21 protein-coding genes are annotated in these 20,548 nt (G+C 39.2%); 8 read left to right on the top strand and 13 right to left on the bottom strand.

Going from position 1 to position 20,548, the window contains the following annotated elements; genetic code table 11:
• Positions 1 to 26: 26 nt before the first annotated feature.
• Positions 27 to 1,406: a tryptophanase gene (locus MRY82_09960; protein MCI5073244.1), complete on the bottom strand. Its 1,380-nt coding sequence runs from the start codon at positions 1,404 to 1,406 to the stop codon at positions 27 to 29.
• A gap of 47 nt (positions 1,407 to 1,453) precedes the next feature.
• On the bottom strand, positions 1,454 to 1,690 hold the full coding sequence (locus tag MRY82_09955; GenBank protein ID MCI5073243.1) for a PGPGW domain-containing protein: 237 nt from the start codon (positions 1,688 to 1,690) through the stop codon (positions 1,454 to 1,456).
• A gap of 276 nt (positions 1,691 to 1,966) precedes the next feature.
• On the opposite strand from MRY82_09955, the gene MRY82_09950 reads away from it, so the two are divergent.
• Together MRY82_09950 and MRY82_09945 are read left to right on the top strand one after the other, a co-directional pair.
• Complete coding sequence (locus tag MRY82_09950; GenBank protein ID MCI5073242.1) at positions 1,967 to 2,623, top strand: hypothetical protein; 657 nt, start codon at positions 1,967 to 1,969, stop codon at positions 2,621 to 2,623.
• A gap of 90 nt (positions 2,624 to 2,713) precedes the next feature.
• On the top strand, positions 2,714 to 2,998 hold the full coding sequence (locus MRY82_09945) for a winged helix-turn-helix domain-containing protein (GenBank protein ID MCI5073241.1): 285 nt from the start codon (positions 2,714 to 2,716) through the stop codon (positions 2,996 to 2,998).
• A 94-nt stretch (positions 2,999 to 3,092) separates the two neighbouring features.
• Here MRY82_09945 and MRY82_09940 read toward each other — a convergent pair whose 3' ends face one another.
• The 4 genes from MRY82_09940 to MRY82_09925 all read right to left on the bottom strand — a co-directional run bounded on the left by MRY82_09940 (position 3,093) and on the right by MRY82_09925 (position 6,953).
• Positions 3,093 to 4,070, bottom strand: coding sequence for a polyprenyl synthetase family protein (locus MRY82_09940; protein ID MCI5073240.1), 978 nt, complete (start codon positions 4,068 to 4,070; stop codon positions 3,093 to 3,095).
• Positions 4,071 to 4,438: 368 nt separating this feature from the next.
• Positions 4,439 to 5,002, bottom strand: coding sequence for a hypothetical protein (locus MRY82_09935; protein ID MCI5073239.1), 564 nt, complete (start codon positions 5,000 to 5,002; stop codon positions 4,439 to 4,441).
• A gap of 79 nt (positions 5,003 to 5,081) precedes the next feature.
• Entirely contained in the window at positions 5,082 to 5,930 is an 849-nt protein-coding gene (locus MRY82_09930) for a flavin reductase family protein (protein MCI5073238.1), read from the bottom strand.
• A gap of 15 nt (positions 5,931 to 5,945) precedes the next feature.
• A complete protein-coding gene (locus tag MRY82_09925; protein MCI5073237.1) occupies positions 5,946 to 6,953 on the bottom strand; it encodes a fumarylacetoacetate hydrolase family protein in 1,008 nt (335 codons plus the stop codon).
• A 214-nt stretch (positions 6,954 to 7,167) separates the two neighbouring features.
• Here MRY82_09925 and MRY82_09920 point away from each other — a divergent pair, with 214 nt between their 5' ends.
• Positions 7,168 to 7,917 (top strand): hypothetical protein, encoded by a 750-nt coding sequence (locus tag MRY82_09920; protein ID MCI5073236.1) that lies wholly within the window; start codon positions 7,168 to 7,170, stop codon positions 7,915 to 7,917.
• A gap of 368 nt (positions 7,918 to 8,285) precedes the next feature.
• Here the strand turns inward: MRY82_09920 and MRY82_09915 are convergent, their stop codons facing one another.
• The 4 genes from MRY82_09915 to hppD form a co-directional block, all read right to left on the bottom strand.
• Positions 8,286 to 8,924: a hypothetical protein gene (locus tag MRY82_09915; GenBank protein MCI5073235.1), complete on the bottom strand. Its 639-nt coding sequence runs from the start codon at positions 8,922 to 8,924 to the stop codon at positions 8,286 to 8,288.
• A 234-nt stretch (positions 8,925 to 9,158) separates the two neighbouring features.
• On the bottom strand, positions 9,159 to 10,274 hold the full coding sequence (gene hisC, locus MRY82_09910) for a histidinol-phosphate transaminase (GenBank protein MCI5073234.1): 1,116 nt from the start codon (positions 10,272 to 10,274) through the stop codon (positions 9,159 to 9,161).
• 3 nt (positions 10,275 to 10,277) lie between these two features.
• Positions 10,278 to 11,468 carry a homogentisate 1,2-dioxygenase gene (locus MRY82_09905; GenBank protein ID MCI5073233.1) on the bottom strand — a complete coding sequence of 397 codons (1,191 nt, stop codon included), beginning with the start codon at positions 11,466 to 11,468 and terminating at the stop codon, positions 10,278 to 10,280.
• Positions 11,468 to 12,586 carry a 4-hydroxyphenylpyruvate dioxygenase gene (hppD, locus tag MRY82_09900; protein ID MCI5073232.1) on the bottom strand — a complete coding sequence of 373 codons (1,119 nt, stop codon included), beginning with the start codon at positions 12,584 to 12,586 and terminating at the stop codon, positions 11,468 to 11,470. The genes MRY82_09905 and hppD overlap by 1 nt, the downstream gene beginning before the upstream one ends.
• A gap of 228 nt (positions 12,587 to 12,814) precedes the next feature.
• Here hppD and MRY82_09895 point away from each other — a divergent pair, with 228 nt between their 5' ends.
• Both MRY82_09895 and MRY82_09890 read left to right on the top strand, forming a co-directional pair.
• A complete protein-coding gene (locus tag MRY82_09895; GenBank protein MCI5073231.1) occupies positions 12,815 to 13,798 on the top strand; it encodes a hypothetical protein in 984 nt (327 codons plus the stop codon).
• A gap of 17 nt (positions 13,799 to 13,815) precedes the next feature.
• On the top strand, positions 13,816 to 14,421 hold the full coding sequence (locus MRY82_09890; protein MCI5073230.1) for a hypothetical protein: 606 nt from the start codon (positions 13,816 to 13,818) through the stop codon (positions 14,419 to 14,421).
• A gap of 81 nt (positions 14,422 to 14,502) precedes the next feature.
• Here MRY82_09890 and MRY82_09885 read toward each other — a convergent pair whose 3' ends face one another.
• Positions 14,503 to 15,762: a prepilin-type N-terminal cleavage/methylation domain-containing protein gene (locus tag MRY82_09885; protein MCI5073229.1), complete on the bottom strand. Its 1,260-nt coding sequence runs from the start codon at positions 15,760 to 15,762 to the stop codon at positions 14,503 to 14,505.
• Between the two features lie 1,118 nt (positions 15,763 to 16,880).
• On the bottom strand, positions 16,881 to 17,504 hold the full coding sequence (locus MRY82_09880) for a MarC family protein (protein ID MCI5073228.1): 624 nt from the start codon (positions 17,502 to 17,504) through the stop codon (positions 16,881 to 16,883).
• A 157-nt stretch (positions 17,505 to 17,661) separates the two neighbouring features.
• Between MRY82_09880 and MRY82_09875 the strand changes: the two genes are divergently transcribed.
• From MRY82_09875 to MRY82_09865, 3 genes are all read left to right on the top strand, one after another.
• A complete protein-coding gene (locus MRY82_09875) occupies positions 17,662 to 18,456 on the top strand; it encodes a tRNA 2-thiocytidine(32) synthetase TtcA (GenBank protein ID MCI5073227.1) in 795 nt (264 codons plus the stop codon).
• The gene (locus MRY82_09870; GenBank protein MCI5073226.1) at positions 18,446 to 19,585 is read left to right on the top strand and encodes a PLP-dependent aspartate aminotransferase family protein; all 1,140 of its coding nucleotides are present in this window, start codon (positions 18,446 to 18,448) and stop codon (positions 19,583 to 19,585) included. Before MRY82_09875 ends, MRY82_09870 begins: the two co-directional genes overlap by 11 nt.
• Positions 19,586 to 19,673: 88 nt before the next feature.
• Positions 19,674 to 20,081: a hypothetical protein gene (locus MRY82_09865; GenBank protein ID MCI5073225.1), complete on the top strand. Its 408-nt coding sequence runs from the start codon at positions 19,674 to 19,676 to the stop codon at positions 20,079 to 20,081.
• A 59-nt stretch (positions 20,082 to 20,140) separates the two neighbouring features.
• Here MRY82_09865 and MRY82_09860 read toward each other — a convergent pair whose 3' ends face one another.
• A complete protein-coding gene (locus MRY82_09860; GenBank protein ID MCI5073224.1) occupies positions 20,141 to 20,485 on the bottom strand; it encodes a DoxX family protein in 345 nt (114 codons plus the stop codon).
• Between the last annotated feature and the right edge of the window lie 63 nt (positions 20,486 to 20,548).

Below are 20,548 nucleotides of genomic sequence, written 5' to 3'. Positions count from 1 at the left end.
CGTTATCCATACCCAATATTTAATATTTAGGAAAAAGGCGCAAGCTTGGCAGAAAAGTGCCTTAGACTTTTGGCTTGTTCGGTGATGGTGTAGCCATGTAAAGAATCTTTTTGTTTAACCAGTTCATGGGCCACTTCTATAACATAATCGACATGACTTTGAGTATACATTCTTCTGGGTATGGCCAAGCGCACCAGTTCCATGGGCGCTGGAATATCTATGCCTGTTTCAGGATTGGGTCGGCCAAACATCAAGGTGCCAATTTCTACGCCACGAATTCCGCCTAATACATAGAGTGCATTGGCCACCGATTGTGCGGGCAATTGATGCGCTGGAATCTCAGGCAAAAAGGCTTTGGCATCAATGTAGACTGCATGACCGCCGGTGGGTTCAACAATGGGAATGCCAGCCGTTTTTAAACCGTTGCCTAAATATTGAGTAGATTGAATCCGATACTGCAAATAATCTTCTTCCAGCACTTCTTTTAAGCCTTGCGCCAAAGCGCCTAAATCACGACCAGACAAGCCGCCATAGGTGGGAAAGCCTTCAGTTAAAATTTCCAGCTCCTGAATGTTTTCTGCCAAGCTGTCATCATTGCAGGCCAAAAAACCACCCATATTAACCATACCATCTTTTTTGGCGCTCATGGTGCAGCCATCGGCATAAGAAAACATTTCTTGGGCAATGGCTTTGATGCTTTTGTCGGCATAGCCGGGCTCACGCAATTTTATAAAGTAGGCATTTTCTGCAAAACGACAGGCATCTAAAAACAGCGGTATGTTGTGTTGTTGGCAAACTGCTTTTACTTCACGAATATTTTGCATGGATACCGGTTGGCCACCGCCACTGTTGTTGGTCACGGTGAGCATGCACAAAGGTATTTTATCAGCACCAGTGTCTTGAATGAACTGCTTTAATTTATCAAGATCCATGTTGCCTTTGAACGGAGCATAACTGCGGGTATCTTTAGAACTTTCTGGCATAAGGTCAACGGCTGCGGTTTGTGTGTGTTCAATATTGGCTCGGGTGGTATCAAAGTGGGTGTTGTTGGGGATAGATTTGCCCTGACCACCCACAATAGAGAATAAAATTCTTTCAGCCGCTCTGCCTTGGTGGGTTGGAAAAATATGCTTAAAGCCGGTTAAGTCAGAGACTGCTTTTTCAAATGCATAGTAAGAGCGGCTGCCGGCATAGGATTCATCGCCTTCCATCATCGCTGCCCACTGTGCCCCAGACATGGCGCCGGTGCCGCTATCGGTTAAAAGGTCAATCATGACATCTTCAGCTTTAATCAAAAATAAATTGTAATGGGCTTGTCTTAAAATAGACTCACGCTCTTTTTGCGAGGTCATTTTAATCGGTTCAACGGTTTTAACTCTAAACGGTTCAATGATGGTTTTGTACATAGAGAGCTACTCTTGCAGATATGGATAGGCTTTGTCTAATTTTTAAGTTAATTTTTTTTGTCTAACTTGTTCTGAATCTGCTCAAACTGATCTTTGCTATACGTTTTAGCTTTTTCAAATAAACGTTTGGCCCAGACAAACTCTAGCGATAAAACACCCAAGCCCACGGCAATGGTCACAATGCCTGGCCCCGGTAAAACAAGCAAGGCAATGCCAATAATGATAATCGTTAAGCCAACAATAAAGATAAGCAATTTTTTTAGATGTTTAAATAGCAATTGCATGTCCCATCCTCCCAATGCATCGACTGTATCATCATTGACAGCATTAAAGAACCTTACATTTTTTTAAGTTGAATTTTAAATTCAGCCTGTGCTACAGACAAGATGTGAAGCAAAACCACTCCTATAAAACCTTCAACGCATTCTTTGTTTCTTCACCCATTTGGTGGGGCTAGTCCCCAATTACAACTTCCTTAATATAGCACAGTATTTTTATTTATTTTGTGAAGCATAAAGCTTCAAAACTTATTATTTATTTTAAATTTAAGGAGAAAAACCATGTATAAACATGTTGTATTGGCACTTATTGCCATTGTAATATTTCAAACCAAAACCCATGCTCAACATAGGGGCTTCAATGCCGATTCAAAAGACTATGAGAATATGATGAATCAGTTGAAAGTAGAAGAAAGGTTTATGGAAAACTGTACGAGCTTTCAAAATAAGCTGTATACAAATGATCAAGGATCAAAGATTTACTTGAGTCTTAACTGCCAAGAAAAAACACTTATTGTCCAAGTCAATAATCAGTCTATTCAACTCAGTAAGCAATGTGAAGACCATCGTTTTAAAAGCTACATACAGTATAGCCCTTTGAGTGGAAGACGTCATGATGGAATCAGTGTATTGTCTTACACCTTAACACTGTCTTTTGAAGTGGATCAAGAAGATGAAATTTCATCAGACTATAAAAGCATGTCTTTGTTAGATTTTAAATACAATTTAACAGATAAAAATTTCATTTTGTCTGGTGATCTAGAAAAACCCTTTGATCTAGATAGTCATGATAAAACAACATGTAGATGTCGTACCAGTGACAATAGTTTTTATTCTGATGGATTTTTAATCAATCAATCCAGTTGCTGTCATAGTCCAGGAGGTTCTCGAAGTAGGGTTCGCTGTAACTATACAGTAGTATTTAATGAGCAACAGTAAAAAAATATTTTGTTAGGTGTCTTACAAGGAAGAATTATAAAAATAAATCTTTCTTGTAAGACTTTGTTTGAAAAAAACAATAGGAAAATCATGAAGCTCAATCCAGTTAAAAAAACTTTAATAGTTAAAGGTAAAGTCATTCAATTGACATCTATTGAAGTACAAATTTTATATCTTTTGCTTCAAGAAAAAATGAATAAAATTAAACGTGAAAAAATAATTTTTGAAATTTGGACCAACAAGAAAAACTTAATAAACTATTACAACAATCATCTTGATGTTGCGCTGTCTCGGCTAAAGCGCAAAATTTTTGAACAGACGTCGAAAAAAATAATTTTTTCAGACCGTAATAAATCAATTTGTCTAAAGATCTGATTTATAAAAACATGTGAACAGTAGTCAATGCTTAGCGCATTACAGTTGGTAAAACAAACTATTGTATTGTACAGCGTTCATAGCGCATTTAAATTTAGCAGAAAAAACTTAGTTTTTCATCCAAAGCATCTAATGTTTCAAGGGTTTCATTTAGCAGTTGGGTATCCAGATCTTTAACCCAGGCAATGGCATGCTTGATGTCTCCACCAATGTTTTTAATAAGATGGGTTTTGTTATCTAAGGTGCATTGACATAGGCCTTCGTACATAAGCTCTAAACGTTGTGCAATATGTTCGCAGCATAAGCTAACGGCTCCGGATTCTAAAAGGATATCCTGCGCTTTTTTCAGTTCGCTTGTGCTGTGAATGCCGTTATCAATGAGTTGTTTTAAGGCATCCAACTGAGGATGTTGATTTGTCAAAGTAATTAAAATAGGCAAGCTGCAGCCAGGCATGGCCCAATCTGGGTTGATGCTTTCATCAAAAGCGCCTCTAAGATCATTGGATATTTGACCCACTTCTCCAAGGTTTTTGCCAATTGTGTACAACACTTCTTTTTGGTTTTGATCTGCTCCACCCAGTAATCCACCCAGCTTCATGGCGGTTGCGCATACATTGCCGCTTTTTCCATGCACAATCTCCCAATATTGATTCATGCTTAGAGGATTTTGTGTGGCCATTTCTTGAGCCATGGTTTCTTTGAGTTTCATCTGATTTAAATGAAACATGATTGCTTGTTTTTGAGGGTCTGAAAAATTTGAGTGATAAATGAGTGTTTGCTGTCGTGCGTGTAAAGCTGCAGCTAAGTTGGCAACGCGGCCAGCGCCATAATCTTGCCAGATACCTTTTGCATCATCATCGAGAACATCATCAATGAGTATACAGTTGATGGTAAAACATACAATTGCGGCTTCAATCGGCAAACTGTCAATTAAAATATTGCCGCTAGCTTCTCTAGCAATTTTAAATAAGGCAACTGTTCCAGGTTTTCTTTTGCTTAAAATTGGCTCCAAATTTGGCCAAGCTTGAAGTTCTGGGCATGAAAGAATTTCTTTTATAAGTGGGTCAGACATAAGCGTTTGGTTTTAAACATAAAAAAGCCACAGGCCTCATGATTTACGCAAAAAGCTCAAGTCAGAAGGTCTATGGCTCAATTTAATTAATGTTACCAAGGTAAGTTGGTAAAAATATCTTTAGTAATTTTCATTGTGTTCCACCTTTCTTGAAGATACGCTACTATTAATAAAAATTAATGTAAAGCGTTTTTTATAAGTAATATTTATGATTTATTAAATCATGTTTATGGGCAAGTGCTTTGAATTACAATGAAAATACAAAATAGCTCAAACACGACACATCACCAAGGTCATGATAAGCGCTATGACATCATTTAAATTGTGGGTTTACTGTACTGAATCAAGAACCATGAACGGAAGGGCTGTCAGTCTATTTTTCTCCAGCCAAAACTTAGGCCAATTAAGCCAATGGCGCCTTCGCCCACTTCTTCACCTTGAGTATCGACATTGATCTCTATACCAAATGCGAGGTTGGGTCTGATAAAAAAGTTTTTCTTGCACAGCCAGGTGTAGCCTATTTCTACTGTAGGCTGGACAACAATAACATCTGTGCTTCCAGAGCTTTCATTGCTTTGACCGATATTATTCTTCCAATCAACCCGGTTAAACCATAGGTCAGATCGTGCTGTTCCATACCATCCGATGCGTGTTGACTTTAAATAATAACTGTAGTCAATGGATCCACCAAAACCTTGGCCACGTTCGTTATCTTGCACACCCAAATTGCCATGTCTAAGTAAGTTATGTCCCAAACGTAAGCCAAGCATACTTTTTACGCCAATAGATCTTTGCGCCGAAAGTGTAGAAATAAACCCAGCTGGATAGGCTTGGCCATTAATAGCAAAATCCCAAAAGGCAACCTGCTTAGCATACAGGCTACTGCAAAACATAAAAATTATAGTTAGACATGTTCTATTGATCCACTTCATTAAAAATACTCCATGTTTGTTTTTTAAAAAGGACAGCTACCTTAATTAACAAATAAGGTAGCTGTCCCCCAATTAAAATTTATGCATCCAATTCATTGATAATTCTCCACGCCAAATCGATATCATTGTTTGCAATAGCGTTGGCTATGGTCTCATGGCAATTATCAAGATTAAGATTGTCTATCTTAACATCTAACTTGTTGTGCGGTCTTTCTTGCACGGATGCCAGTTGTCCCAGTTCATTGCCGGTTAAGACGCTGCTTGTGCGGATAAATTCTGGTAAAGCGTCAAAGCCAATGCCTATAGCCCCTTTTTTAACCTGCAAGGTGTACAAACTATCAGAGTTGGCAAGAGTATAATATTCACCGCCATTGCGGCCAATATGATTGATTTTGATAGGATCAGGAATATTGTTTTCATCGAGGCAGTCAGGGTTGAGGTGAAAGCGCAGCACTTCACATAAAATTAAATTGCCAGAACCTTTTTGCCCACCCAAATCAATAACTTGCTTGAGTTTGCATTCCATTTGTACTGGAGACTCCTTAACGCGTTTGGCCTTAACGCAATCCGAGTCCAAGCCTGTAAAACCACTTTTATCAAACTCATCAACATCCGTGGCGTATTCACCGGATGCGAGGTTCATTTGGTATTGCATGCTATGATTGACAATATTCACCACGCACTCTTTGCTTTGAACAAGGTTGTTGTAAGTGTCTTTAAAGCTCCCGTCTCTGCCTCTACAGGTAGGAGAAAAACCAATGATGGCCGGATTGAACCCAAAAACGTTAAAAAATGAAAAGGGCGCCAGGTTGTTTTGCCCGGATGGATTGTAACTTGCAACCAAGGCAATGGGGCGTGGGGCCACACTGGAGGTTAAAATTTTATAAATATAGGTGGCTTCAAATTGTTTGGGATCAATACTCAACATGCTCTATTCCTTTTTCTATTTTAATATGTGGTACGATGCGTTTTTAAGGATCAATGTGTTGCTCAATTTTCCTAAACCCGTAATCTCCAAGTCTATGGTGTCTTTGTCTTTGAGCCAGATGGGCGTGTAAGTTTCACCTTTTTCTTTGGCGCGTAAGCTGGCCGTACCATTGATTTCTCCTAAGCAACCTGTACCCACGGTGCCAGAGCCAATGATGTCTCCAGGATAAAGCTCTACGCCATAAGAAACGCGTTCAATGATTTGGGCAAAGGTCCAGTGCATGCTGTTCATGTTGCCCTGTGAGATAAGCTTGCCATTGAGCGTAGCTTTCATTTCTAGGTTGTAGGTCAGGCCCTGGCCGGTATCTTGCGCAAGCGTTTGAAGTTCATCTTTGCTCACCAGCCACGGACCAAAACAATTGGCAAAGTCTTTGCCTTTGGCTGGTCCCAAGCTCAGCTTAAGCTCTTGCATTTGCAAAGTTCGGGCAGATAGATCATTCATAATCATAAAACCAAAAATATGCTTATCGGCTTTATGAGCCGGGATATTTTTGCCTCCCTTGCCAATGACCGCAGCAATTTCCAATTCAAAGTCCAACTTATCCAAGTGGTCATCGTAAACCTCAATGGGGCCTTCGCCAAATACAGCATTGTGGTTGGTGAAATAGAACACGGGAAATTCATCAAACTCAGGAATCATCTCTGCACCACGATTGGCGCGCATGGTTTGGACATGTTGCCTAAAAGCATAAGCGTCTCGGCAAGATGTTGGCTGCGGAACCGGTGAAAGCAAAGATGAAACCTTTTCTTTTGAAAAATCGCTAGGGGCATGCAATATAGCTGTTTCCAATTTTTGTGCACGTTCTAAAAAAATGTCACTTTGGTTTAAAAACTGGTTCATATTTTTAGGCAGATCTAAACCCAGGTTTTGACCGTTGTGATAAAGCTCGAAACACCCCAGATCTTCAAGGTAGATACCTGCACGTTCTTTATTGTAAGAATTTAGAAAACTGACGAGTTTCATACGATTTATCCTTAAATATAGGGTTTACATCTGTTTTAGTGATTCTGTATCTACATACTTAACACATAATCATCAGCAGTAAAGAAAACTTGAACAGCTTCAACTGGCGCAAAGCATAAAAAAGACAGCACATAATGCCTTAAATGTGATATTGAAAAATCGCATGTTAAAAAAATATTTTATATTTGGAGTATTTCTTATAAATTCTTTGCTAATGGCAAAGCCTATTTGTGAACATGTTATTGGCCTGTCAGCGCTAAAAGAAAAATTAGTAGCATCTGAGATAGATTCACTTTTGGATTTAGATTACCATTATGGAGGGTTTACCTCTGGTGTAGCCAATCATTTTGAGGGTGAAACTTATCGGTATGTCTATTCTAAAAGGTGGGGATGGCTAGACTTAAGGCATATTTCGATGTTTGCTTTTGCTCAATACCATGGAATGTACTACTCGCTTGTGTCATCTTTAAATATATTGCCCAACATTCCACCTGACATGACGGTGCTTAAATTTGGAGAGTTGTTAGAAATAAAACAATGCAATGAATATGCTTCGGGAGATATAAACGTAGGTCCTTTTTCTTATGAAGATCTTACATCAAACTTGCTAGGGTCATTTTTAGGCAATTACCAACTATCGCGTGCATGGAAAAACTCAGCACAAGATTTTCAATCAAGACTGATTTATTTTTTTTATCTCTTGGGTGCAGTGGATAACCCAATTGAAGTAGCACCTAACGGACAACAGATTTGTTGCAACACTCTTAAGAGCAGCGAATCTTGTGAAAGTTATTCAGAAGATACGTATTCTGAATGGGACCTATCGTATCTACCTTCAGCTTGGTCAATTCAAGAAAGTCTTGGCACCATCTTAGATAATAAAATACTCGAGCACCTAAAAATAAAAAGCCCGTACCGTGAAGTCCCTATCCCAAAATCATGCAGTTCATCGCTTATTCATTGAACGATGGCCGTTTGAAAAACTTCTTTAAGTGCCACTTCTTGATTGCATGGTTCCGCTCTTTTGCTGCAGCATTATTTTCATTGGTCATGGATGAAAATTAAAAAGTAGAAATGCTGTTTAAGGCTTACTGACCAAGCTCCGGATGCATGCTTAAAACAAAACACTTTTATAAAAAGGGAATAGCCATCTAAATAAATGCAGTTAAGAAATCACAAACTCTTGCATTAGGCCATAAAAAAGCCCACTGCTTAAAGTGGGCTTTGAGGATCCTTATTAGAACTTAAAAAAGCGCTTATCAAATACACTTTCTTTAGAACTTTATTTTAAGATAGACTGTGAATTCACACACAGTGCATTAAGCTTTAGTCTTATTCTACTCTCATTCTGATTGAGCTTATGACTCCGCCTGGAGAACCTACGCCAACACCGCCTAAAATAATTGTTCCAGGAAGTACACTCTTATCTCTATTGCCTTCTCTATTCAGCAGCATGCCTTCACCGCCGTAGAGTACGCCGGCAGCTCTTCCTTGCCCACCGAAATAAATGCCCTCAGGCTCCCCTTCTCCCATAAAAACAGCAAGAGAAACGCCGCCATAAGCTTGTGCTGGAGCACTGGCAAGTCCAATGCCGCCCAAAAGTTCAGCCTCTTTATCTTCAGATAACAAAGACTCTGGTCCGGCAGTCAGTGTTATGCCTGGGTAACCATTTAAACTGCTGCACCATTTTCCTTGAAAAACTTCAAAAACATAGGCAATGTTCAAAGCTGCCCCGGCACATAGGTAAAAACGCGTGCTTCGATTCAAATCGATAAGCTTATTCTCTACAAGCACATCGAGTTGATCATAAATCTGTGTAGTGTCCTTTTCAGAAATCTCTTTTTTTAGCACAGCTTGTTTAAGGTCCTCATTAAATTGCTGTTCCAGCTCCTCATAGCTTTTAAACTGTTCAGAAAAAGCTATAAAAGGCAGCATCAGAAGCGCAAAACTAATTTGTATTGTTTTGATCATTATTATTTCCCCTCGAAATTGTTTGTATTCTTATTATGCAATGCTTATTAGCAAAATGTAGGCCAGATTTCAAAAAAATATTTAGGTAAAATACTTAATGTATTTAGGTGCTTAGCTTTGCAAAAGCGGAATTAAAATTATAGCTTGTGGGGTATTGGGCAGAATTTTAGGTGCATGGATGTCTCATGAGCTTTGTGCATAAGCAATAAAAATTACATTAAGGCTGATTCTTGGCTATTTTTGCATTAAAACTTTTTTCATCACTTCAATGGCAAAAACATTTTGGTCTTGTGTACCGGTGTTGATTCTTATGCCTTGATCAAAGCCAAAAGCATTTAGAGGTCTTAAAATTAAACCTTGATTAAAGCACGCATGATAGAAATCCTGAGCTATTTGAGCATTTTTAAAATAGAGCATGATGGCATTGGAACCGGTTTTTGGGACAAAAGATAAGCCAAGCTCAGTAAAAGATTGATAAAAATACTCTAAACCTTCTTTATTAAGCTCTTGAGTTTGATGTAAAAAAGAAGTGTCTGCAAGAGCGGCCATGGCCATGTGTTGGCCCATGCGGCTAGGCTCAAAGGGTAATTTAACTCTGTTGAGGGTATCAATAACAGATGCATTTGCCATGGCATAGCCAATGCGAGCGCCTGCAAGCCCATAGGCTTTGGAAAAGGTGCGAGTGATAATAAGGTTGGAATGATCGCTCAGCAATTCAATGCCATTGGGATACTGTTCATGATGGCAGGCGTATTCATAGTAGGCTTCATCTAAAATCACTAAAACATTATCCGGAACAGCATTTAAAAATGTTTTCAGATCCGTTTTGCCAATCATTGACCCGGTGGGGTTGTTGGGGTTGGCCAAATAAACGATGCGAGTATTGTCCGTGATGGATTGAGCTATGGCATCGAGATCGTAAGCCCAGGTGTTTAGCGGAATGGTTTTTAAAGTCCGGCCTAGTTTTTTGGCATTGACATAAGTGCCAATAAAACTGCCTTTGGAGGTAAGAATAACATCATCTTTTTCACTAAAGGCCATAAAAATATAAGCCAGCAATGAGTCAATCCCTGAACCGCAGATAATCTGATGAGGATCAAGATTTAAATGGTTTCCCAAAGCTTGCCTTAAGGCATAGCTGGCAGGGTCAGGATAAAGGTGCAATTGCTCCAAGCATTTTTTTGCTGCATCCATAGCTTTGGGCGATGGTCCTAAAGGATTTTCATTGGATGCCAGTTTAGCAAATTTGGTCAAGCCACGTTTGTCTTTGAGTGACTCTAAACTTTTACCAGCCTTGTAAGCGCGCAAATCTTGAATATGTTGAGGAATAAATAAATTGACCTTGGACATATCTTAATCTTCACTCCAAGAGCGCCAGTAATTGGGGTCAGACACCGCTTGAATTTCTTTGGATAAACTTAAGGGTGCAAAAGTATCCACCATCACCGCATATTCATGGGTTTCTTTTTGGCCAATGGAAGCCTCAGTTTTGCCAGGCTGTGGACCGTGGGCGATGCCCATGGGGTGGTAAGAGATGGAGCCAGGTTCTATGCCTTTGCGTGACATGAAATCGCCATCTGCATAAAAAATAACTTCATCTGAATCCACGTTGCTATGAAAATACGGTGCGGGAATGGCGCCTGGATAAAAATCAAACAAGCGCGGAACAAAATTGCAAACCACAAAATGCTGAGTGGTGAATACAAGATGTACAGGAGGTGGCAAGTGAATGGCGCCCACTTTAGGGGCATAGTCTTTAATGTTAAAAGCAAAGGGATATTCACAACCATCCCAGCCCACGACATCAAAAGGATGATGATCCCAAACATGCGTGTAGGTTTTTCTTCCTTGAGCATATTTACAACTGATGTGAACCGGGAAGCTGCCTTTTTCATTGATGGCTTCTTGCAATACAGGCAGCTTTAAATTGCGCTCGCAATAGGGAGCATCTTCCATAAGCTGGCCCATATCATTGCGAAAATGTTTGGGAATATCAAAAGCAGTATCAGATAAAACCATGAAGCAACGGTTCTCTTGCGCTGTAAACTGAAATTGATAAATGCAGCCCTTGGGAATAATGATATAATCCCCTTCTGTAAATACAAGGTTGCCAAACTCACTTAAAAAAGTTCCCTCACCACGATGAATAAAAACAAGCAGATGCTCATGTGCATTTTTGTGAAAGTTAGTGCATTTTTCTGTAGGGGAACTGGTTAAAATTGTACAGTTATGGTTTTCCATCCACAGCGTTTGGGCTTGATGGAGACTGCCAGAGCTTTCCTGCCTTGAACTATGAAACAAGTGCCACATCAAAGGCACATCCTGCCAAGTTTGCATTTGCATTAAGTTTTGAGCATGGGCAATGGAACTGACTTTGGTGGGCATGTCCAAACGGTAGCGGTTGCTGTATATGCTGGAAAAACCCTGGGTACTGAAAAGCTCTTCGCGATACAAACTTTTTCCATCTTTTTTATTCTGTTGTTTCTTGTAAAAAGCAATATGCCGTTTTTTGGGGATATCACCTTGCTGATAATAAAACGGCATTAAAGGTTTCCTCTGCTTTCTTGATCACGCTCTATGGCTTCAAACAAAGCTTGGAAGTTGCCCTGACCAAAGCCTTGACTTCCCTTGCGGCGCTGGATGATTTCATAAAAGAAAGACGGTCTATCACCAATGGGCTTGGTAAAGAGTTGCAGCAAATAACCTTCTCCACCGGCTAGGTCTTCTATGTCACATAAAATACCTAAATCGGCCAAAGCATCAATGTCTTCTGTTACAATGCCTGGGTTACGCTTTTTTAATTCATCGTAATAGGTTTGCGGAACGCTTAAAAATTCAATGCCGTTGCTGCGCAATGCTTGAATGCTTGCCATAATATCATCAGATTCTAGAGCAATGTGTTGAACACCACTGCCATGGTATACATCCAAGTACTCTTCAATTTGTGATTTTCTTTTGCCTTCGTAGGGTTCATTGATGGGGTTGCGAATGGCAAAATCATGGCTTTTTACCACTTTCGATAAAAGGGCGGAGTATTGGGTTGAAATATCACCAGGGCCAAATTCAATGAACTGCTCAAAGTTAAAAGCTCTAATAAAATAATCTGCCCAACGGTTCATCTCATTTTGTCTGACATTACCCACAATATGATCAATTTTTTGTAAGCCGGTTTCTTGGCGTTCAATGTTAAGTTTTTGTCTGGGTTCATCAAAGCCAGGCATGAACAAACCTTGGTATTGACTGCGATCGCATAAAATAATTTCAGTATCATCGTAAATTTTTAAGGCTGCAGACAGAACTTCACCCTGCGCATCTTTTGCAACACTTGGTTTTTTGATGGGAATACCGCCGCTGTTGATGGCATGGTCAAATAAGGCTTCAACATCGCTGACTTGATAGCCAAAGCGTTTAACGCCGTCCCCGTGTAAATTAAGGAAATAAGTGGCTTCCCAAAAGGCAGGCGACAAGGGTGAGGTCAGAACAATGTGTATGTCATTTTGTTTTAAATAGTAGCTGCATTTATCTTTAAAGCCTGTTTCAGGCCCTTGATAAGCTACAATATCAAAACCCATGGCTTTAACATACCAGTAGGCTACCATTTTGGCCGAGCCAACATAAAACTCTACAAAATCAAAACCCTTAATTTCTAATTCATTTGCCATATATTCTCCCTGTACAGCTTTATAGACCCAATCGCATGCAGATGCAAAAATGCAAGATCACAACACCATAAAGTAATGGATATTTACAATAGTGGCAATGATTTTAAATAGTTAGTGTATAAGGTGAAACGTTTGTTTACGCAATAAGCTTTCTTGAGGCCGTAGGGTTTAATATTGGGTGTTATTGAATCTGATTTTGACAGATTTGATCCACATCGGGTAGAATTAATGTCATCATTGCCAATTTTTAATCAAGGAGTCTTCATGGGCACATCATTGCAAGAGTTTGCACAAAAAAATAATATTGTGGGTTTGGGAGAAGAAGCACTTGAGGCCATTATCAAGCAAGAGCAGGGTTACACCCTTGAGCGAGCACAGCAATTTTTAAGCTTTCATCAACGGATAGAACATGAATTGCTCAATCATCCCATCATTACCCATAACGCTTACACCTCTTGGTTTGAAAAAGGCGAGGCAAATACGGCGCAAGTCAAAGATTTGATCATTCAGTTTTCCGTGTTTTCCAACTTGTTTTTGCATGCACAATTGCACAAAGTGATCAATTCCGACTCCATTGAATCCATGCGTGCGTCCAAAGAAATTTTGGTCAATGAGTTGGGGGTTATTTTTAGACCCAGAGAAAAAAAGTTACGCAATGAAACCCAAGCGGTGAGCAATGACTATGATGATGCCAAAGATCCAGCTTTGTTGAGTCCTGAAGGTACTGTAGATGGAGGAACTTTTAGGTTTAGTGCTGCACACTTTGAGTGGATGGTTAGGATTGCCGAGTCTTTGGGTTTGGGGTTTAATGATATTGGTAAACGCAAACATGGTTGTGAGACAACCTTGTTTTTTTGTGATGAGCTGGTGCGCATTTATGGTTCAGAAGATTATGAAACCAGCCAAGCTGCCAGCTATGCGGTGGAAAATTGGGCGGCCAGAGGTTTTTGGAAACAGTTGATCAGAGGTTTACAAAGCTACAAAGAAAAACACAACAGCAAACTTTCCATTGGCTTTTTCACCTACCATGATCGTTTAGAAGCCCAACATGCAGATCATACCCAAGATGAACTGGAAGAGTACTATTTTGAAAACCCCCATCTCAACGAAGACGCTTTCATCCAAAACGGCAACCAAATGCTCAAAGCCGTCCAAGTTTTTTGGGATGGTTTAGAAAAAAGGCGCAAAAATATAGAGTCTAGCCCCGCATAATTAATGGGGTCGGATTTTTGACACAAAGCATTAAAAATGCTATAAGAAGAATCATGCAAATAAACAATAGAAAAAAAACATTTAGCACACTGTTGATTTTTATTTCCTTGGGTTTTGTGGCCTGTGGAACAAACAATGATAGTGATTCTGGAATAGTGATAGCGCCAGTTTTACCAACGGACACGGATCTAGATACCATCGCAGATGATGTGGACAATTGTGTAGATATAGCAAATACAGATCAATCTGATCAGGATTCAGACGGTATAGGGGATGTTTGTGATCCAATCAATGATAACATTATACCCCCAGCTGCACCGAGTGGAATATCCGCATCCAATTCAGCAAACTGTCAGATTACGGTTTCTTGGGCAGACCACTCCAATAATGAAGATGACTTTGTTCTAATTCGAACCTTCGATATTCCTAATTTTGGAGTAACGGGTCAAACAACAACAATTGTAGTTCCTGCCAACAACACGGCTTCAGTTGTGTATAATGACACATTTGGCCCATCTGCAAGCATTGACAACGTTTCGTATGAAGTCTATGCACGAAATGCTGGAGGAGTCTCAGCCTCCGTAGTGTCTTCACCGGCAATAATAAATCCAAGTTGTATATAAAAAAGTTGATGTCTAAGGTGCACGCATCAGAAAATGTGTGGCCTTTAGACGTTAAAGGTAAAAAAATTAGAGTCTAGGGGATTATTCACCAGGGTTGGCTTGATGAATGCCACTTGCAACTTGAATTTCACCGTGTTCATCAATGTAAAGACTTCTGGATACAACCCAAACATTATCTGTTAAAATGGGATTAACTCCATTGTTTTCGTACAGTTCTGGAAAGCTTAGTTGTCCGCCAGTATAATCACCATCAACATCAGCAATGGCAAAAACAGTAATGGTTTTTAAAATGTCATCTACATTGTAAGCTTGCATGACCTGCTGATCATGAGCGGCATAAAATGAAAAATTTAAGGCTGTAGGCAGACGAATAATATTGATTTTATCACCCGCTAAGGTGATTTCATCATCGCTGGTATTATCGTTATTATTACTATCGTTGTTATTGTCATTATTATCAGAATTAGAGTCGTTGTTTCCTGGCATGTTTAGGCTTAGATCAATATCCAAAAGGCTATCCTGACCACCATTCTCATTTTCTTCGCTGCTTCCACTAGCTGAGCCTTCAAGCAATGCATCTCCTTCTCCATCTAAGTCAATATCAATATCAACGCCTAAATTAGAGTCCCCCAAAACTCCTTCTACCAAAGCATCAATTTCACTGCCATCATTGTCAGAAGTATTGTTGCCTCCTAAGAGGTTATCAACATGATCAATGACATCTTCAACAGATTCATCAAGGTCTGCGTTGGCCTCCCCATCCAGATCAGCATCGTCGTCACCAGCACCAATCAGGTTATCGAGTAAGCCAGCATATGCAGTAGGAATGCCAAAGTTTTGGTTGAATGAAGCAAGCAATGACGGTCGTTTTTGCTCTTGTAGTTTCATAGCCGTATCTTGATTTCTATCAACACTGCTTAAACCCAAAGCTTCCCAGCTGCCCACTTGGGCAAACTCAGTGGACTGACTACAATTTTCACTTGAGAAAAGGTTGTCATTGTAGGTGCTGTAAATGTAAACGTACTGTTTTTTTCTTGCAGGTGGCTTGGCATTAATCTCATTGCAGTAGGTATCGCTATCGCATACAGAAGACGCAATTCTCGAGAAACGACTTTGTGGAATACACTGGCTTAAGTTGCCTTTTGTATAAATGGTCTGATTGGCAAAAACAAACTGAGCATCGTGAATAGATCTTAAGTAGACAAAAGCTTCAGAAGCTTTAGATTTTAAGATCTGTTCAAAATAAGTGTTCATGGACACCGTTGTAACAAAAGCAATGATGATTAAAACCACAGAGAGCTCAACCAATGTAAATCCTAGTGAAGTTGTTTTTTTTAACATGACAATTTTTCCTAATGTTTGTTTTATAGTTGAATAGAACTGTTCAAGATAAAAATAGGCATTTACTTTGAAGCACCAGCAATAAAAACTATCCTGTATGATGTTATGATACATCAATGTTTTAATAAAAATCAACGGAACTTATGAATTTTTAATGGAAAAAATAATTGTAAATAAAAGTTGTCAGGTAAGAAAGTGAGTTTTAAAAGTGTAAGTGTGCTGCTGAGAAGGAGGTTGAAACAACACACTTACTTTCCCCATTGTGCCCTAGTTTTTAAGAGTTTGAGAACCTATTGAGGAGAACGGCTCTTGACTCTGTTGTTCAAAAAACGTCAAAGTCCTCCTTTGAAGTTTATTGCATTGAACACTTAATTAAATAGCAATCAATGTGCCAAAATAAACAAAATTAAAGCTCTTTATTTTCAATAGTTTATAAATATGTAAACATTAGATGACGCATAATTGCGACATCAGGTAACCAAAGTTTACGCAAAAAAGTACAACAAAGGCTTAAAATCAAAGACATGGTAAGTCAATACAACAAGACAAATCATAGTTAAAATCAAATCATTGAGTATTGGTTTATAAACTGTCTGTTTATATATCAATCGTCTTAGCCATAGAGTTAATAAACAAAAAAATAGAATTGTAGTTGTATAAAAGGGATAGGTCATATGTTGATGAGCAGCTAAAAAAGTATGTTCAGTATTAAATTCGGTTAAAAAGGTTTTACTTAAGGGCAGTTTTTTTATTGATAAACGATAGCAGAAAACTGTTCCCATTTGCACAATGATTAAGAGGGTAACTATGTAAGGATATCGTTTAGAAATTTTGAAATATAGAGGCCCAGTCAAAACCGTCAGAAAAAATCCAAACATGGGTAAAAAAATAAAAGATGAGAGGGTTAAAGCTTGTCCAAAACCAAACGCATCATATGAGCCAATCAAAGGGACCGCTTTACTGTATTGAGCTATGCTTAGAGTTAGAATGATTAAAAGAATATATCGTAAGCAAGGAGTCATATAGACATAGATTAAATAAAATAACTGAATGCAATGTGAACGGGTGAACAAATAAATGCAATTTTAAGTCATACAGATGTGAGCAGTTATTCTAACTTAGTGCCCAGACATTTGTCCAAGGTTTTGAATCATGTCACTGACACCGCTGCGGATAATCATGACTGCAATGGCCGCTAGCATAAGGTTGGCAATTTTTGAAAACGCCTGCGTACCGGCTTTACCCAAAACCTTCATGATGGGTTGTGAGGATAAGAAAACTAAAAAAGTAATCAACAAGTTAACGGCGAAAGCAGCTATAGTGATAGGGGTTCCCACCGCATCCACTTGCACAATCAGGGCTGTTAAAGTAGCGGGACCAACAATCAGAGGCATGCCTAAGGGTACAACACCTAAAGACTGTTCTGCCGGTTGCTGACGGGATTTTTCTGCAAACAAAAGGTCAGAGATGGATAAAATAAGCAGAATAAGACCTCCAGCCACTTTAAAGTCTGCCACTGAGATACCTAAAAAATTAAAGATCCCTTTACCCAAAAAGATAAAAATAGTGCCCAAAACAGCAATGGTAATGATGGCTTCAATCAAAATAATTCGCTGCTGCTTTTTTTCCAGGCCGTCAATCAGAGAAATATAAATAGGCAATACCCCAATCACATCCATGGCAACAAACAATGGAACAAAGGCAGCTAGAAACAATGGAAAATATTCACTCAAACCAGGCATGTGTCCCTCTTACTTTTTTTTGTATAAAAATAAAGGAATAGTGTTGTTTTGTTTAAAAAAGTAAAAAAGATAAAGCCACACAAAGTATAAAACACGTCTTGTGTCGGACACAATAATATATTAAGGGTGTTGGATGACTCAAGAAACCATAAGCAGTATGTTAGAAAATAAACTGCGCAAGCAAACCGTTCAATGCATCAGTGAGCATGCCATGCTAAAACAAGATGATCATGTCTTGGTGGGCCTTTCAGGGGGAAAGGACTCTTGGGCCTTGTTGCATCTGCTCAAAGCCATACAAAAAAAAGCGCCCTACACATTTACAATTTCAGCTGTGACGGTGGATGGTGGATTGATTGGTTTGGATGCAACCGAGTTACAAAAACAATGCGATGCCTTAGATGTTGACTTTCATCTTGAGCGTCAAGCGGTGTTTGAAATTGTTTCAGAAAAAAAAGCAAAGGGCAGCACTTTTTGCAGCATGTGCGCAAAAATGCGCCGGGGGATTTTATACACAGTGGCTAAAAAACTAGGTGCCAACAAAATTGCTTTGGGTCATCATCTCAATGATGCCATAGAGACCTTATTTCTTAATATGTTTTATGCTGGTCGCATGGCGGCCATGCCGCCGGTATTAAAATCCAATGCCGGACATGAGGCAGAGATCATTCGACCCATGCTGTATTTAACTGAACAAGATATTGCAGTGTTTTCATTAGAAAAACAATTTAAAACGGTGGGCTGTGCCTGTCCTGTCTGCCCCATTCATCCAGAATTTGATGATGCACAAAGCGATTTAAAGCGCTTTAGCATGAAGAAAGTAATCAGAGATATGGCAAAGCATAATCCGCAAATGTTTGATCATGCGCGCAAAGCCTTAAAAAACTTGGAGTTTGACCGATTTTTTATGAATAACAGCATGCTTACAAAAAAAGGAATAGAGTATGAAGCATAAGGGGTTTAATACAACAAGCATCCATGCAGGTGAAGAGAGTAAGTTTGAAGGGGCGGTGGTACAACCTATCTTTCAAAGTGCAACCTATTTAGAGCAAGAAGGCTTGGCCTACAATGACATTAAATATTTACGGCTGAATAACTCACCCAATCATGAGAGTTTGGGTAAGAAGTTAGCTCGTTTAGAACAGACAGAAACTGCTTTATTATGTGCTTCTGGAATGGCGGCAGTGACTACAGCGATTATCAGTCATTGTCAACATGGAGATCATATCATTGCTCAAAAGGGTTTGTACGGAGGAACCCACCACTTTCTTGTTCATAAAGCCAGCCAGTTGGGTATTGAAGTGAGCTTTGTTGATATCAATGATGCAACACAGTGGAAAAATAGTATAAAAGAAAACACACGTCTATTTTACTGTGAAAGCATCACCAATCCTTTAATGCATGTTGGTCATTTGGATAAAGTTATTGAGTTTTGTCGTCAGTACGGCTTGTTTAGCGTGATTGATAATACTTTTGCAACGCCCTATAACTTTAAACCGAGTAGCTTGGGCTTTGATATTATTATCCACAGTGCCACTAAATATTTAAATGGCCACAGTGATTTGGTGGCTGGCGTTATATGTGCAAATCAAGAGCGAATCAAACAGTGTAAACGTTACTTGGATATATCTGGAGCTACCTTGGATAGCCATGCTTGTTTTCTTTTACAACGGGGTTTAAAAACTTTGGGTTTAAGAATGCAAGTGCACAATAACAATGCATTACAATTGGCACAGTTTTTACAAAAACAAGCAAATATAGAAGCTGTTTATTATCCAGGTTTAAATAATGCATGGGCAATAGAACGGTTTAAAGGATATTCAGGTATGGTATCTTTTGTGGTTGAAGGGGGAAAATCCTCAGCCCAACAATTGATGAAATTTTTAACGATTCCGCAGCATGCTCCTAGTTTGGGTGGTGTAGAGTCTTTAATCACTCGGCCAGCAGCCAGCTCGCATTCAGCTATGAGTGAGAAAGAACGTCATTCTCTTGGTATTGTGCAAGGGCTTTTAAGGTTGTCTGTGGGGGTTGAAGACATAGAGGATTTAAAAGAAGACTTTAAGCAAGCGCTTGAAAAGATATAGTCATTGCGTTCATATTGCATTCAGCTTTAATTGTTAAATTAAAGGCACACAGTGAGATTTAATACTCACTGGAAAGGAGCAATGTACGATGAAATTAAAATTATTAACCATGATGTTTGTCTTGAGCAGTCTGGCATTTCTACCCATAGATCAAGTGGAAGCAGCCGATTCAAGACACAAAAAAAGAGCAAGAATTCAGAGTAACAGTTATAAAGCTTCGTCTAAGCGAAGAGTGCATAGACGACAGATAAAAAAACCAGTGCGTAGCGTTAAGCATATACAACATAGAAGAAGTCGTCGTCATGTCAGGCCGGTGTATAGACCAGTAAGACGTAGAGTGTATCGTAGGCATGTGCATTACAGACCCATATATCGCAGAGTGATAAGGCCTGCGCATGTACACTTCATTGATGATGGATGTTATGACGATGGTACAGATGTATATTGGAACCTGCACTTTGGTACAGGTGGTGCAGGAATCTATATCGGTAACTGATAACAGCTACTGTTGAATAATAAACTTCCCTTTAGGTACAGTCTACCTAGAGGGAAGTTTCATTTTTTTAAGCAGTAAATATTCAGGCTGGCACACAAAAAAGTAACACATGCCAACATAAAGAGTAATCCACCATCATTTTGAACAGCAATACCCAGAAAAAAAAGATGAGAAGCAATGGCCCCAAGCATAATCATTAGCGTTAATAGACTGCCATAAAACGTTGTGGCAGGAGTTAATAAAAGAATTGCAGCTACGAGCTCTGAAGCACCTGCAAAGTATCTGCCCCAAGGCTCCACGCCCAATGTTGAAAAAATATAAATAGACTCAGGAGCGCCAGTAAATTTAAAAAATAAAGTTTGCAATAAAATAACAGCAGGAATGATTCTTAATAAATAACGCATGGATATAAAGATAGCATAAATGAATAAGAGCGAGTAATTATTTTTTTAGACTTAAACCTTAGC

The sequence above is a fragment of the bacterium genome (genome assembly GCA_022763185.1).
Taxonomy (GTDB): Bacteria; Bdellovibrionota_G; JALEGL01; order JALEGL01; family JALEGL01; genus JALEGL01.
The sequence above is the reverse complement of the archived record's forward strand: the minus strand, read 5'-3'. Positions and strand labels throughout refer to the sequence as shown.